Here is a 14,408-nt window from a genome sequence, read left to right as displayed (position 1 = left end):
CGACATGGCAGTCACGATCGTGATCAATCGCGCGCGGACTCGCGTGAGGGGCGCTGCGCGATCGTCGTCAAGCAGCCGGCGTATCGTCGCGGAACACCAGCGCGATCCGCAACAGCCGCACGATCGAGATGTTGCCCTTGCCCGCCTCTATCAGGGCAACATAGCGCTCCGACATGCCGGACAAGCGCGCGAGTTCCCGCCGCGACATGCCGCGCAGCGCGCGCGCTTCGCGGACCCGACACCCGAGCTGCGCGAGAAACTCGCTTTCGTGAGGCAGGCGCCCGTCCTCGTCATAGGGCATCGCCCGGTGGGACCGGGGTGCTTCAGTGTCGATTAAACTCTCGCTGCGCGCCACGCTCCACCCCTTTCGCATCGTCATGATCGCGAAACGAATGGCCGACGCATTGATCGTGATCAAACGTCCGGATTTTCTGCGCGCTGCCGCACCGCGAGCAGCGCCTAGCACCGCCCGCCGAATGGCACGTCCGTTGATCACGGCTTGCACCGGGTTTCAGCGACAGCTCGCTGGCACGCTTTTTGTCGACGACCACGATGGCGCGGTCGAGCGAGACCATCGGACTTTCCGGATGCCGTGCCCGGAAACGGCGGGAAATGAGAACTTCTGGCGCGAACACATCATACATCGCGGAAATCGACCATAAGATTGCGTTAGGACAATTTCCCACGGGCCGCCGGGAATTAGATGTTTGCGCATGGGGTCCGCTTGGCGACCCAACCGATCCACAGGAGATCAGAATGCGTAGACGTTTGTTGGCGGCCTTGGCTCTCGCGGCCGTGGCAATGGCCGGTGGCGCGATGGCGGCCGAGGTCGAGGTCAAGATGCTTAATAGGGGAACCGAAGGCGTGATGGTCTTCGAACCGGCCCTGGTTAAGATCGCGCCGGGCGATACCGTCAAATTCGTGTCAACCGACAAGGGTCATAATGCCGAGACCATCAAGGGCATGCTGCCGGACGGCGGAACGTCCTTCGTCGGCAAGATGGGCGAAGATGTTGCAGTCAAATTTGATCAGGCCGGGATCTATGGCGTCAAATGCGCGCCGCATTACGGCATGGGCATGGTGGCGATGGTCGTGGTGGGAGCGCCGGCCAATGAAGAGCAGGCCAAAGCGGTGCCCCAGGTCGGAAAGGCCAAACAGGTATTCGCTACCCTGTTCGAAAGGCTCGCCAGCAACAAGACGGCCGCCAGGTAACTGCCGAAGAAACGACGGATGGAGAAGGAAGGCGGACCCTTGGGGCCGCTTCCCCGCTTTAGCGTGCGGTGGGGAGCTCCGCATTGCTCGAGCAATGGTCGCAGCACGTGCCAGTTCAAGGGGTGCGTCGGCGCGAGTCGCGGGGCATTTTCCGAATCGTTCCGGGTGTCGATCGACATGAATCCGAAAGTTTTGGCCGCTCAAACAAGCGCATCGTGTTGCCTCCTTTGCTGAGCTTCCGCATCGATGCCGCGATGGCCGTCGTCATCGCGCCAAGGCAAAGAAGCTCAGGCCTGCTTGGCTATAATGCTTGGAACGGCCAGATCCGATCCAAAGTGGAGACAAACTCATCTCCATCGCGCGTGCCGGCATCGCTTGCGCCGCAGCGTTCCTCGGATTTGCCTCGGCATGTTCAGTGGCGTTCTCGTCGGTGTGCCGGTTCAAAAGCCGGGATCTCGTCCGTCTCCCAGCTCGTTATTTCCCCCTGCCACACGTTGACCAGACCTCCGTCCAGAACCCAGCCGACCTCGCCCTTGAATGGAAGCCAGCGCCCCCGATGGTTCCTGTAGTCTGAAAAGTTACCCAGCCATGGCCGCTCGACGAAGCCGCCATCTTCCTTGCGGGGTCGGTTGGGGGTAAACACCGAGCCAATCCGGCCTTCCTCATCGAGCGTGATACCCAGTACGCACCTGACATCGCGGTGCTGCACGGCGACGTGTAGCGAATTGCCATTGGCGCTCCATTGCAGCAACGCGTTCTGCAGTATGGCGTCCGGAGCCCAAGCGAGTTCGGCGAGGTAGCGCAAGAGTTGTCCTTTGAGGAGCGCAGCGGCATCATCCAGCTTCGTGCCGGCCAGCCGAACGCACCCGAGAAGCCGGACCTCCGACGTCGTACTACCCCGTTGCAAAGCGTCAATCACGGTAATGCAGCCGGCGGGACCGGTCGATGCGCGCCATTCGAAGCCCGGTCGTCTCAATTGAATGGTTTGCTCTGCTGAAAACTTCATGCGGCGAGCCCCGGGCCCGCTGCGCATCGTGCCATGCTGCGTCAGCCTGACCGCGGCGCCGTCCGTGCGCGCGCCCAGACGGTTCGCGAGATCGAGCACGGGCTGCGGCACCCAACTCGGACGTGTTGCCAAGGTGTCCATGGGTGGGTCCGCCAGCCTTGGTTCACCGGATCAGGATCGGAGCCTCGATATTCACTGCATCGGTAGCCGACAGCCTGATGCCGAGATCGAGCGACCAGCGCCCGGATTGCAGCGCGTCCATCTGCACCATCCACTTGTCATCGCCGACATGTTCGGCGATCGCCGTCACCGGTGCGATGCCCTTGTCCGGATTGGCGAGCGTCACCGATACGCCCAGAGCCGTGGTGAGCGGTCGCTCGTCGTCATCTTCCAGCTGGATGGTGATCTCGACCGGACCGGCTCGGCCCGGAGATACCGTGATGTTGGCCATTGCCTTGCTGTTACAGAAATGCGCGAAGAAGGGCTCGTCAGGATCATCGGCGGCTACGGCGGGTGAGCGCTTCAGCGCCGCCTCGACCCTGGTCAGGGGATCCGGCGCGCGACCGCCGATGCCTTGGACCGCAAACGGTACGCTCACGTGGCCGGCCTGCTCGAACGCCAGCGATACTGCGACCTGCTCGCCTTCCGTAAGCGGCGCTGCTAGACCGATCAACATCAGATGCCGACCGCCAGGCTCGAACTTCACGGTTTTGCCGGCGTCGATGAACAGCCCACCGTCGATCGGGCGCATGGTCATGATGCCCTTGTCGAGGGCCATTTCGTGAATTTCGACTTTTCTCGCGGCATTGGTCGAGGCGGACAACAGGCGATCGGGCAACGATCCCTTGTTCTCGATGCTGAGATATCCGCCCGCAACTTGCGCACCTCCCGGTGTGGCACGGCTCCAGGCTTTCGTGATGACGAGATTGCCCACGGTGACTTCGGCATGCGCGGCCGCTGTAAGCAAAATCCAGCAGGCGAGGCCACAAGCCAATCCGATCGTTGCATATCTCATGATACTTTCTCCGGTGCGCAGGTCTCGCGCGTTATGCGTCAGAATGGATCGAGGTCGCGGTTTCAGCTTTGAGCAAGCGCAAGAATCACGGTGAAGTTTCGAGAGAGGTGTCGGGGCGCGTCAGCGGCGGCCGCTCACGAACAGCCAGACGGCAATAGCGAGAAGCAGGACGGCAAAAAAATTACCCGCCATTTCACGCCGTCGCGGTGCTGCGAAGAACGCCTGCAGCCCGCCGGCCAGCACCACGATCAGGCTATGCACGAGTGTGGCGACGCCGACATAGATGGAAACCAGAATCGCCAGTTCGTGTGCCGAAGGCGGACCTTGGATGAATTCGGGGAGCACGGCAATGAAGAAAAGTGCCGCCTTCGGGTTCAGAAGATTGGTGACCAACCCACGACGGAAATGGGTGAAGTGAGATGATTGGTTGTGCGGTACGGCCTCGATCGGTTGCCTGGCTTCCCTCCAACTATCAAGCGCGAGCCAGCACAGGTATAGCGCGCCGGCCCAGCGAAGACTTTCGTAGAAAACGCGACTGTTCAGCAGCAGCGATCCGCCGCCGAGCCCGACCGCGATGCCCAGAATCGCCAGTCCAAGGGCGACGCCAAGCACGGCGGAGAACCCGGCAAGGCGGCCATGACTGGCGCCGAGCACAGCCAGATACGCCATGTTCGGTCCTGGCGTCATTTCGATGATGAGCGACGTCAGAACGAATGCAGGAAGCGGCGAATTTAGCGACGCGCCGCCCGCCGCAAGCTCCAGGATTCGATCCATGACGCGGTCAGTTCATGGTGCGACGCGGTTCCGGGTGTGGTTGATGGGCGCGGGCGAATGGCTCGATGGACGTCCGAATTCAGGTTGGCTGCCCGCCAGATGCATCACCTCGACGCAGTCGGCGTTCAGGCGCTCGTTGTCGACGAGCCGTTCCGCCTGCACCAGCGCTTGGGACGGGCCGTCGGATTGGACGTCGACCGAGCGCTGGAGGCACTTGAAACTATGGCCGTCCGAATTCAGAAGATGCTTGTAGAAGGAGACGCGGTAACTGTCCATCTTGTCCTCCGGTCCTTCCGCACGGTGTCGCGCTCTCAGGCGTCCATATCGGCCAGCCGCTGGCGATTGCGCAGCACGATTTGACGGGCGCTCGAAAACACCAGGATGCCCTGGCCGCTGAGCTGTGAAAGTGTCCGCGACACGGTTTCGAGCGTCAGACCGAGATAATCGCCGATATCGCGGCGGCACATCGGCAGCGCCATCATGCCGGCCTTGGCGAGCCGCCGATCCATTTCCAGCAGGAAAGTGGCAACCTTTTCTATTGCAGTCTTGCGACCGAGAAGCAGCATATGATCTTCGGCGTGCCGGAGATCGCGTGCGGTCATGGTCCAGAGACTATGGGCAACCTGAACATTCGATCCCGCGGCGGCTTCGAGACTGCGACGCTTCACTAGGCGTACGGTGGTATCTGCGATGGCTTCGGCGGTCAGGCGATGCGTCGAACCGGCATCGAGACCGAACACATCACCGGGCAGATGAAACGCGCCGATCTGGCGCCGTCCGTCGTTTAGAAGCTTGTAGGTACGAACCGCACCGCGGATCACCTGATAGACATATTCGGAAGGCTCGCCTTCGCCGTAAACTTCCTCGTCTTTCCGGTAGGAAAATTCGGTGGCGATTACGCCTGCACAGCTGGCGATCACGCCGAACTGGTCGATGGCCGGGGCAGCCGGGGTGCGCGGGGCGGTGAAAACCTTGGTTGCCGGGACTGCGGGGGTGGTGATCGTCTGGGTGAGCATTTTGCCATCTCCTCGATGCGGGATGGCTTGGTGTAGTGGTGTTTTTTGCGGCCCGATATTTCGGTCGATATCCTAAGGGCATTCCCTTACGGGGTTTTACGGAGGCGGCCCGTGCTCTAAGCGTGACTTGCCGCCGGGCGGTTATTGATCGCGTTTCGGACGCAATCGACCAGATTCATTCCCAGGTTCGGCTTCAAAAGTACCTGCCGAACCCCGGCCGAGCCCGCCTTGGCCGAAATGTTTTCGTCCGGATATCCCGTGATCAGGACGATCGGCGTACGCACGTCGAGGCCCCGCAGCCGGTGGGCCAGCTCCAGGCCGTCGATCTCCGACATTTTGTAGTCCACGACAAGGCAATCCGCCCGGTGCCGCGTTGACGAGCCAAGCAGGGCGGTGCCGCTGCGGAAGGTGCGGACATCGAAACCCTCTGTCTCCAGGAGAAATCGCAACGATGCCCGAACGTCGTAATCATCATCAACGACGTAAACCATCGATTTCCTGGGAGCAGGGCCGGTCCCGGTCCCGTTAGAGCTGTCGCGGCTGTTGGTCATTCCGGCAAGATAGCCGGCTCCGTCATCTCCGAATTGACTTGGCTCAATCTTCGATGAATCCAGCCCGGATCGCGAACCGGACCAGTTCAGAAAGGTTACCGGCCTGCATCTTGGTCATGACGTTCGCCCGATAGACTTCCACCGTGCGAGGGCTGATATCGTATTCCCTGGCGATCGTCTTGTTCGATTGCCCCGTTACCAGCCCCTGCATCACCTGGCGTTCGCGTTGGGTGAGGCTGGCTACCCGCGCAGCCAGATCGGCGGACAGCGCCTCACTTTTCGAGCCGCTTTCGTTTTCCGCGAGGGCGGTCTCGATCATTCCGATCAGTCGGTCGTCCTCGAATGGCTTTTCGAGAAAATCGAGCGCCCCGAGTTTCATTGCTTCGACGGCCAGCGGCACGTCGCCATGACCGGTCATGACGATCACGGGAAGCTTTCGCTCCCCCGAATTCAGCTGACGCAGCAGCTCAATGCCATCAATCCCTGGCATGCGCACGTCCGTGACCACACAGCCGGCGTCCAGGCTTGCGAGCTCGTCCAGAAAAACCTGGGCGGAATCAAAGAGACGCACGTTGAAGCCGGCAGATCCCAGCAGGAAATCCAGCGAGTCGCGCATCGCCGGGTCGTCGTCGATGACATAGACTTTAGCGCTCTGCGGCATCGATCAGATCCTTGGTGGGTGAGGCGGGCAGGGTGAAGCGGAACGTCGCACCCCCTGACTTGTTTGTCTCAGCCCACATCCGGCCACCATGGGTTTCGATGATCGTGCGGCTGATCGAAAGCCCGACGCCCATGCCGGTTTCCTTCGTGGTGAAAAACGGTTGAAACAGGTTCGCAAGGGCATCGCCAGCGAATCCAGCTCCGGTGTCCGAAACGGCTATTTCAATCATATCATCTGCGGCCCTGGTGTTTGAGGCAATCAGCTCGCGGTGCGTCGAAGGGGCCATCGCTTCCAGCGCATTTCGGAACAGGTTGACCAGGACCTGCTGAATCTGGACCCTGTCGGCAAGCACCAAATCGCACGACGGATCCAGGTTGAAGCGGAGAAACACGCCCTGTTCGCGGGCGCCGGTGAGTCCGAGCGCGCCGGCCTCTTCGACCATCTTCGAAAGACTCTCGACGCGCTTCTCGGACGCGTCGCGCCCGACGAAGTTGCGCAATCGCCGGATGATATCGCCGGCGCGGATCGCCTGCTCCGCGGCACGATCGAGAGCAGCCTCGATCTTTGGCGCGTTGGCGTCGGTGCTGCCGGCCAGCAGGCGGCGCGATCCTTTCATGTAATTGCTGATCGCCGACAAAGGCTGATTGAGCTCGTGGGCGAGGGCGGAAGCCATCTCGCCCATCGCGCTGAGGCGTGAGACGTGGACCAGTTCGGATTGTAGTTCCTGCAACCGTGCCTGGGTCTGCTGCTGCTCCGTAAGGTCGCGGACAAAGCCCGTAAAGTAGGGCTTCCCGCCCGACTGCATCTCGCCGATAGTGAGATGCATCGGAAACGTGGTGCCGTCCTTGCGCATGCCGGTCACGATGCGGCCAATGCCGATGATGCGTCGTTCACCTGTCTTCAGGTATCGGGCGATGTATCCGTCATGACGGCCGCGATCCGGCTCCGGCATCAACTCGCTGATGTTTCTTCCGATCGCCTCAGATTCGGTGTAGCCAAATTGACGCTCGGCAGCGCTGGAGAAGAACTGCATGATGCCATGCTCATTGATCACGATCATCGCATCCGGGATCGTATCGAGGATCGAGCGAAAGTGACTCTCGCGAGTCCTAACTGCGTCCTCGAGGCGTTTCTCACGGTCGATATCGATCATGACGCCGCTGAGCCGCGCAGGGCCGCCATCGGGACCATTGACGACAGCGCCGAGCGCACGCACCCAGCGACCGTCATCCGACTGGGGCAACCGGTACTGAACGTCGAAATTGCAGCCGGTGTCGATCGACTGCTGCACGGCCTTGGTCGTGTGGTCACGCTCCTGCGAGTCCAGAAGGGAAAGGAAAAGCTCGTAATCGACAGCCGTATCCGGCGCGACGCCGAACAGCTTTCGGGTGGTGCTGGACCAGTCCAGCCTCCGGGTTGAAAAATCCAGACCCCAGGTGCCGACGCCCGATCCCTCGGCACCGCTGCGCACGTTCTCGTCAAGTGGGTCCTGATTCCGAAACGGTCGGTCGACGTCGATCATGCTTCGCTTTCGAGAGGCTTCTTTGCGCGCCAGATATCGCATCCAATCGAGCCGGTGAAAAGTAAGCGCGACGAAATTATTACTAGCATCTATCTCATTGAAATAGAAAGGATATTTGCGCGGATTGCGCAGGGTCGAGCGCGTCGCCGGTAAAGCGTCTGTTAGACCCGAAGGTTCTTGATCTAGGTCAGTTTCGATCCGCAGCCGGCCTTTAGGATGCAGCTTCGTGGCAGGAAGCTCATACAGCATTCCGCCCCAAGGCGTGGAGCAGGTAATGGACTACAAAACTGTCATGGTCGGTCTGGCGTTGGACCGCCCCAACGATGCCTGCCTCAGGGTGGCCGGAGATATCGCCGAACGATTCGGGGCGCGCGTTGTCGGCGTGGCCGCATCGGACCTCAGGCCACCGATGTATTTCGCCGAAGGCGACTTTGCGCAAAAGCCGCTCGACGAGGAGGCAACGGCAATCCAAAAACGATTATCGGAGCTCGAGGCGGAGTTTCGCGCTGCCGTCGAGAAGCGGGTGGCGTCGGTGGAGTGGCGTTCCGCCCGCGCGCTGCCGGTGCCGTACATGCTGCAGCAGGCGAGAGCCGCCGATATCATCGTGGTCGGCGCGCGAGCGGAAACCATGGTCGATCCCAGCGCGGCTCCGGATCCGAGCGATTTGGTGATGCGGGCCGGCCGTCCGCTCATAGTCGTGCCGCCCGCCGTGCAGTGGCTGGATCTGAGAAGCGTGCTGGTCGCCTGGAAGGACGTGCGTGAAGCGCGCCGGGCCGTTTTCGACGCGCTGCCGATCCTGGCCGCAGCAAAAGAGGTCACGATTGCGGAAATTCCCGAACCGGACACCCATCGCGCCGATGCGGTGTCGCGGGTTGCTGACGTTGCAGCGTGGCTGCGCAGCCATGGGATCGCGGCCCACACAACCGTTCCCGAACGGGCCGGCGGTGTCAACGAACAACTCGAGAATATCGCTGCCAATGTCGGCGCCGGAGCCGTCATTGCCGGCGCCTATGGCCACTCGCGCTTCCGCGAATGGGTGCTCAGTGGCGTGACGCACCACCTTGCAACTGAACCGCGCCGTTGCGCGTTTCTGTCTCGTTAAGAAACTTGACGATGACGAGGAGCCGCCATGCATAGATTTCTCGAAGCCTCCGCCGGGCAATACATGACGCGCATAGTCAAGACGGTCGCGCGCGAGACCACCATGCGCGAACTGCAGCGAATGTTCGACGCCGACAATTTCAACTGTTACCCGGTCCGCGATGGCGACGACGTCGTCGGAATCGTAAGCCAATTCGACTTTCTGAAGTGCTTTGCGTTCAACCCCGGGCGCATGGTTCCAGCCTACGACGACTTGTTGTCCCGAATGGTCGCCGACGTCATGACGCCAGAATTCATCTATGTAGACCCGGAAACGAAGCTGGCCCGGGTATTGCAGCTGATGGTGGACCACCGGATGAAGAGCATCCCGGTGTTGGATGCCGAACAGCGGCTGGTGGGAATCATCGCACGCGCAGACATCATGCGTGCGCTGGCCAGCTGTGCGCGCGGGTAGGCTGCCATCAATCGCGGCTGCAGCTAACTGGCCTTTGCCATTTAAGATTCGATCTCAAGGGCAGGGGGCGGCTGGACCTGATGCAGATGATCATCGAGTCAGCAGAGCATCCTTATGCCAAGAAGCTCTCCTTTTCGATACGCAATCTAACGTCCCCGTCGGGATGCGTGTTTGATTCATCGTAAGTGGCTGGATTTGTCTGTCAGGATTGCAGTTGTGGACGCAGCTGAAAGTGCTGACGGCGATGACGAGCCCACGCCTGCTTGGCTCAGGTTCGTTTATTCGAGGGTCTTCAGATAGGCCAGCAGGTCGCCAATCTGATCGGGCTCGAGCTGGAACGCCGGCATGGTCGGATGGCCGGTCGAGATGCCCTCAGCCAAGGCCTCTGCAAGGGTCTCAATCGGGTACCGCTTGTGCAGCGTCCGTAACGGCGGCGCGATCTTGAGCGGGCTCGGCGAAACCTTGTCGACCGAATGACACTTCGCGCAATTGTTCAGCGCGAAGGTTTTGCCGCGCTGCTCTTGAGGCGAAGCCGCCGCTACCGGCGTCAAGGTGATGAGCGTAAGCGCCAGCGGCACCAAAATACGTCCAATCATTGCAGCATAAACTCCATGGAAGCCGCCGTTTCTCCCAACCCGGAATCTCACAATGGAAGATTTAATCGGCGGCGAATTTGATCTGGATCAATCAGCTGGTGCTGGATCCGCTAGAATGAATTATATCTCCGATGGCCTTTGAGCAGCCTGCCATGACCGGGAGATATGGCGGTCGATCTGGCGCTCGAACGGGCAGTGGCAATGATACGAACCATCTCTCCGAATCCAAACCGCGCAAATTTCGGCCGCTGCTCGGCCTGTAACGTTCGGTCGCTGAGCATCTGCGGCGCGCTCGATCAGGCCGATCTCGCGGAGTTCGAGCGGATCGCTCGCCACATTCACGTCACCTCTAACGAGGCGCTCTTCACCGCAGGGCAGATCGCTCATTCTGTCCACAATCTCACTGCGGGCATCGCGCGCCTGTATAAATTGTTGCCGGACGGACGGCGTCAGATCATCGGCTTTGCGCTGCCGGGCGATTTTCTCGGCACAGCGCCGTCCGATCGCTACGGCTATTCGGCGGATGCGATTGGTTCCGTGTCGGTGTGCCGCCTCTCCAGGGAAGCGTTCACGCACTTCATCGCGCAGCGGCCACACTTTCTGCTCCGAATCAACGAGTTCGCGGCCCGTGAACTCATGCTGGCTCAAGAGCAGATGCTGCTATTGGGTCGGCGCACCGCGGAGGAGAAAATCGCGTCCTTTCTCGTCGGCTGGCGGGAACGTCTGGCCCATATCGGCGACGAACGGCAGACCATCGCGCTGCCCATGAGCCGCCAGGATATCGCGGATCATCTGGGGCTGACGATTGAAACCGTCAGCCGAACGCTGACGCGGTTCGAGCGCGAAAAGATGCTCGTCATCGTCGCCGGCGGCGTCCGTCTGCTGGACGCAACCCGGGCCACGGCGATGGCCGCAGCTTGAAAATTCCGGCGCTACCGCGATCAAAATTGACTCAAATCAAAGCCCGAATGAAGGCGCGCGGGCATGCTTCCTCCCTCACAGGAGGTCAGCACCAATGCCAGTCGATTCGTTGATTGTTGTCGTCTGCGTCGTCGCGATGTTCGTGGTATTTGGCGCGGTGCTGTTCTGGGGTGACATGCAGACTCGTCCCAAGGGCCCAGCAGTCCAGCGCCAGGCGCCGGGCGTTCTGAGACCGGCCATTTCCCCGGCGTGATCATCTACACGAAGAAGGTGCTGTGTGAACGGTGTCATCCGCCGTTACGACCGATTGCAGGTACCGCGCTCTACGTCCCATCCGACCGCCGGCGCGATTCAGCAAGGCTGTGTATCGAACGCTCCCATTTTTGATCCAGGTCAACGCCGAGATGATCGGTATTCGCTTTGATGGGATGCCCAAATAGCGAGGTATTCCAATGACCGTTTCTAAAAGCGTGGAGAGAGCACCGCGGATGATCAGGTGGGTAAAAGCCATCGCATCCAAATTCGTTGGCACCAGCGAACCTTGTCTTGATGACAAGGAATTCGAGCAGATCGCGAGGGATCTGAATCTTTCGGTATCCGAGCTTCATGCGCTGTCGAGAAAGGATGACTCCTCGGCCGACCTTTTGAACCAGCGCCTCGAGGAGTGTGGCCTCTCGGCGACTGGGTTGAGAGACCGCCATCCTGAAGTGCTTCGGGATCTGCAGCGGGTTTGCGGAAACTGCACGTCGACAAGAAGGTGCGCCAACGAGTTCAAGCAGGGCGCCTCGCAGGCAAGCCGGGACGATTACTGCCCGAACACGCATACTCTGCAAGCGCTCAAGCACGAGAACTTGGAGACCAGCGGACAAGAGTTGGCGCCGATTGGCCCGTCTTGCTGTTGAAAACGCCTCTCGTCGGGTCCTCGACTTTGACCTCGATCAAGCGGACCAAGGTCAAACCGTGATCCATGGCAGTGGCACCTCCAGAAAAGAAGCCGAGCATGAGCGAATCAAATACCTCGAAATCGATGACACACGGCGAAGCCGGTCTGATGCTGGTCTTCTCAATATCCGCGCTGCTGTGCCTGTTCGCGGCGGCCAAGGCGTTGGATACGGCCTTTGCCTTCCATGCGTCGCTGGCCTCCGCTGCCAGCCTGTGGGCGGTCTTTGCGATTGTGAATCGGTATTTCGACCGCCCAGCATCCCTACCAGCGCGGGAAATCAACGGTCGGCCCAATTACAATATGGGCCCGATCAAATTCTCGGCGGCGATGTCGGTATTCTGGGGCATCGCCGGATTTGCGGTCGGACTGTTGATCGCCGCGCAGCTTGCCTGGCCCGCGCTGAATTTCGACCTGCAATGGACCAGCTTTGGCCGGCTGCGACCGCTGCATACGTCAGCGGTGATCTTTGCCTTCGGCGGCAACGTGCTGATCGCGACCTCGTTCTACGTCGTACAGAAGACATGCCGCACTCGCCTGGCCGGCGATCTCGCGCCCTGGTTCGTTGTCATCGGTTACAATGTCTTTATCCTGATCGCGGGCACCGGCTATCTGCTCGGCGTGACTCAATCCAAGGAATATGCCGAGCCGGAGTGGTACGCGGATCTGTGGTTGACCATCGTCTGGGTGGTCTATCTGCTGGTTTTCCTGGTGACCATTATCAAGCGCAAAGAGCCGCATATCTTCGTCGCCAACTGGTTCTATCTGGCCTTCATCGTCACTATCGCCGTGCTTCATCTCGGCAACAATCCGGCACTACCCGTGTCGGTGTTCGGCTCGAAGTCCTACATCGCATGGGGCGGCGTCCAGGACGCCATGTTCCAGTGGTGGTACGGGCATAACGCGGTCGGCTTCTTCCTGACCGCCGGCTTCCTCGCCATCATGTACTACTTCATTCCCAAGCGTGCGGAGCGACCCGTCTATTCGTACCGGCTGTCGATCATCCATTTCTGGGCGATTATCTTTCTCTACATCTGGGCCGGTCCGCATCATCTCCACTACACCGCGCTGCCGGATTGGGCGCAGACACTCGGCATGACGTTTTCCATCATGCTGTGGATGCCTTCCTGGGGCGGCATGATCAACGGATTGATGACGCTGTCCGGTGCTTGGGACAAGCTACGCACCGATCCGGTGCTCCGGATGCTCGTTGTGTCGGTCGCCTTCTACGGCATGGCCACGTTCGAAGGCCCGCTGATGTCGATCAAGGTGGTGAACTCACTCAGCCACTACACCGACTGGACGATCGGCCACGTTCATGCAGGTGCTTTGGGCTGGGTCGGTTTCGTTTCGTTCGGCGCGCTGTACTGCCTGGTCCCCTGGTTGTGGGATCGCAAGGGTCTTTACAGCCTGAAGCTGGTCAACTGGCACTTCTGGATCGCGACCATCGGGATCGTGCTCTACATCTCGGCGATGTGGGTGTCGGGAATCCTGCAGGGCCTGATGTGGCGCGCCTACACCTCGCTCGGCTTCCTCGAATATTCCTTCATCGAAACCGTGGAGGCCATGCATCCCTTCTACATCATCCGCGCCGCGGGCGGAGCGCTGTTCCTGATTGGGTCGCTGATCATGGCCTACAATCTCTGGATGACGGTGCGCTTGGGCGAGGCGGAAGTGCAGTCGCCCGTCGCTCTTCAGCCGGCGGAATGAGGAACGCTTAAATGTCTTTCTGGACACGGCACCAAATTGTCGAAAAGAACTCGATCGTCCTGGTCGCGGGAATTCTCGTCGTGATCGCCATCGGCGGTCTCGTCGAGATCACCCCGCTGTTCTATCTCAAGAGCACGATCGAGAAGGTCGACGGCGTCAGGCCGTACACGCCGCTCGAGCTCGCCGGCCGCAACGTCTACGTTCGCGAGGGCTGCTATCTCTGCCACTCGCAGATGGTCCGGCCGCTGCGGGACGAAGTCGAGCGGTACGGCCATTACTCGCTCGCGGCCGAGAGCATGTACGACCATCCATTCCAGTGGGGATCCAAACGTACCGGTCCCGATCTCGCCCGCGTCGGCGGCAAATACTCCGATGAATGGCATGTGACGCATCTGGCCAATCCACGCGCGATCGTGCCGCAATCGGTCATGCCCGGTTATGCCTTCCTGTCGCGGACCGAAGTCGATGAGGCAGGCCTCGCGGCCCATCTGCGGACCAACCGCAGCGTCGGTGTACCCTATACGGACGAACAGGTTGCCAACGCCGTCGCCGATCTCAAGGCACAGGCCGATCCCGAGAATGCCGGCGTGGATGCGTTCACCAAACGTTATCCGAAGGCTTCTGCGCGCAACTTTGACGGCAAGCCGGGGGCACCGACGGAAATGGATGCGCTTGTCGCGTATCTGCAGATGCTCGGGACGCTGGTCGACTTCAAACTTTACAACGAAAAAGCAAATCTTCGCTGAGAAGGCAGAACGATGAAAGCAATTCTCACTGTCCACAATATCGCATCGGACTTCGTCACGTCGTTCTGGACGCCGGTCTTCGTCGGAATCTTTATCGCCATCGTGACCTACGCCCTTTGGCCGCGCAACAAAGCTGCCTTCGATGAAGCGGCAAAAATGCCTTTGCGCGAGGAGTGACGCGAT

At 60.4% G+C, this 14,408-nt stretch carries 19 protein-coding genes and 1 pseudogene; 9 read left to right on the top strand and 11 right to left on the bottom strand.

The window, feature by feature from the left end; translation table 11 throughout:
* Positions 1-100: 100 nt before the first annotated feature.
* Both GWE18_RS25125 and GWE18_RS25120 read right to left on the bottom strand, forming a co-directional pair.
* Positions 101-301: pseudogene (locus tag GWE18_RS25125) on the bottom strand (helix-turn-helix domain-containing protein); the annotation flags it as partial.
* Positions 302-323: 22 nt separating this feature from the next.
* On the bottom strand, positions 324-644 hold the full coding sequence (locus GWE18_RS25120; protein ID WP_275188374.1) for a hypothetical protein: 321 nt from the start codon (positions 642-644) through the stop codon (positions 324-326).
* A 112-nt stretch (positions 645-756) separates the two neighbouring features.
* On the opposite strand from GWE18_RS25120, the gene GWE18_RS25115 reads away from it, so the two are divergent.
* A complete protein-coding gene (locus tag GWE18_RS25115; RefSeq protein ID WP_275188373.1) occupies positions 757-1,212 on the top strand; it encodes a pseudoazurin in 456 nt (151 codons plus the stop codon).
* Positions 1,213-1,624: 412 nt separating this feature from the next.
* On the opposite strand, the gene GWE18_RS25110 is transcribed toward GWE18_RS25115, so the two are convergent.
* From GWE18_RS25110 to fixL, 8 genes are all read right to left on the bottom strand, one after another.
* Positions 1,625-2,359: a DUF6544 family protein gene (locus GWE18_RS25110; protein ID WP_275188372.1), complete on the bottom strand. Its 735-nt coding sequence runs from the start codon at positions 2,357-2,359 to the stop codon at positions 1,625-1,627.
* 22 nt (positions 2,360-2,381) lie between these two features.
* Positions 2,382-3,233, bottom strand: coding sequence for a copper chaperone PCu(A)C (locus tag GWE18_RS25105; RefSeq protein ID WP_275188371.1), 852 nt, complete (start codon positions 3,231-3,233; stop codon positions 2,382-2,384).
* 120 nt (positions 3,234-3,353) lie between these two features.
* Complete coding sequence (locus GWE18_RS25100; RefSeq protein ID WP_275188431.1) at positions 3,354-3,920, bottom strand: LysE family translocator; 567 nt, start codon at positions 3,918-3,920, stop codon at positions 3,354-3,356.
* Between the two features lie 99 nt (positions 3,921-4,019).
* Positions 4,020-4,283, bottom strand: coding sequence for a hypothetical protein (locus GWE18_RS25095; RefSeq protein WP_275188370.1), 264 nt, complete (start codon positions 4,281-4,283; stop codon positions 4,020-4,022).
* Between the two features lie 35 nt (positions 4,284-4,318).
* Positions 4,319-5,023: a helix-turn-helix domain-containing protein gene (locus tag GWE18_RS25090; RefSeq protein ID WP_275188369.1), complete on the bottom strand. Its 705-nt coding sequence runs from the start codon at positions 5,021-5,023 to the stop codon at positions 4,319-4,321.
* 116 nt (positions 5,024-5,139) lie between these two features.
* The gene (locus tag GWE18_RS25085) at positions 5,140-5,574 is read right to left on the bottom strand and encodes a response regulator (RefSeq protein ID WP_275188368.1); all 435 of its coding nucleotides are present in this window, start codon (positions 5,572-5,574) and stop codon (positions 5,140-5,142) included.
* A gap of 43 nt (positions 5,575-5,617) precedes the next feature.
* Positions 5,618-6,235: a response regulator FixJ gene (fixJ, locus tag GWE18_RS25080; protein WP_275188367.1), complete on the bottom strand. Its 618-nt coding sequence runs from the start codon at positions 6,233-6,235 to the stop codon at positions 5,618-5,620.
* The gene (fixL, locus tag GWE18_RS25075; protein ID WP_275188366.1) at positions 6,219-7,757 is read right to left on the bottom strand and encodes a sensor protein FixL; all 1,539 of its coding nucleotides are present in this window, start codon (positions 7,755-7,757) and stop codon (positions 6,219-6,221) included. Before fixL ends, fixJ begins: the two co-directional genes overlap by 17 nt.
* A 274-nt stretch (positions 7,758-8,031) precedes the next feature.
* Between fixL and GWE18_RS25070 the strand changes: the two genes are divergently transcribed.
* On the top strand, positions 8,032-8,859 hold the full coding sequence (locus tag GWE18_RS25070) for a universal stress protein (RefSeq protein WP_275188365.1): 828 nt from the start codon (positions 8,032-8,034) through the stop codon (positions 8,857-8,859).
* Positions 8,860-8,886: 27 nt separating this feature from the next.
* Positions 8,887-9,312, top strand: coding sequence for a CBS domain-containing protein (locus GWE18_RS25065; RefSeq protein ID WP_275188364.1), 426 nt, complete (start codon positions 8,887-8,889; stop codon positions 9,310-9,312).
* A gap of 278 nt (positions 9,313-9,590) precedes the next feature.
* On the opposite strand, the gene GWE18_RS25060 is transcribed toward GWE18_RS25065, so the two are convergent.
* Positions 9,591-9,908, bottom strand: a complete 318-nt coding sequence (locus GWE18_RS25060; RefSeq protein ID WP_275188363.1) for a cytochrome c — start codon at positions 9,906-9,908, stop codon at positions 9,591-9,593.
* Between the two features lie 201 nt (positions 9,909-10,109).
* Here GWE18_RS25060 and GWE18_RS25055 point away from each other — a divergent pair, with 201 nt between their 5' ends.
* The 6 genes from GWE18_RS25055 (at position 10,110) to GWE18_RS25030 (ending at position 14,402) form a co-directional block, all read left to right on the top strand.
* Complete coding sequence (locus GWE18_RS25055) at positions 10,110-10,829, top strand: helix-turn-helix domain-containing protein (RefSeq protein ID WP_275188430.1); 720 nt, start codon at positions 10,110-10,112, stop codon at positions 10,827-10,829.
* 94 nt (positions 10,830-10,923) lie between these two features.
* Positions 10,924-11,082 (top strand): hypothetical protein, encoded by a 159-nt coding sequence (locus GWE18_RS25050; RefSeq protein WP_275188362.1) that lies wholly within the window; start codon positions 10,924-10,926, stop codon positions 11,080-11,082.
* Positions 11,083-11,281: 199 nt separating this feature from the next.
* Positions 11,282-11,731 carry a hypothetical protein gene (locus GWE18_RS25045; RefSeq protein ID WP_275188361.1) on the top strand — a complete coding sequence of 150 codons (450 nt, stop codon included), beginning with the start codon at positions 11,282-11,284 and terminating at the stop codon, positions 11,729-11,731.
* Between the two features lie 98 nt (positions 11,732-11,829).
* On the top strand, positions 11,830-13,479 hold the full coding sequence (gene ccoN / locus GWE18_RS25040; RefSeq protein WP_275188360.1) for a cytochrome-c oxidase, cbb3-type subunit I: 1,650 nt from the start codon (positions 11,830-11,832) through the stop codon (positions 13,477-13,479).
* Between the two features lie 11 nt (positions 13,480-13,490).
* Positions 13,491-14,225 (top strand): cytochrome-c oxidase, cbb3-type subunit II, encoded by a 735-nt coding sequence (ccoO, locus tag GWE18_RS25035; protein WP_275188359.1) that lies wholly within the window; start codon positions 13,491-13,493, stop codon positions 14,223-14,225.
* A gap of 12 nt (positions 14,226-14,237) precedes the next feature.
* The gene (locus tag GWE18_RS25030; RefSeq protein ID WP_275188358.1) at positions 14,238-14,402 is read left to right on the top strand and encodes a cbb3-type cytochrome c oxidase subunit 3; all 165 of its coding nucleotides are present in this window, start codon (positions 14,238-14,240) and stop codon (positions 14,400-14,402) included.
* The last annotated feature ends 6 nt before the right edge of the window (positions 14,403-14,408 follow it).

This window comes from Bradyrhizobium sp. CSA112 (assembly GCF_029051645.1).
Lineage (GTDB): Bacteria > Pseudomonadota > Alphaproteobacteria > Rhizobiales > Xanthobacteraceae > Bradyrhizobium.
This window is presented reverse-complemented; position numbering and strand designations above follow the sequence as displayed.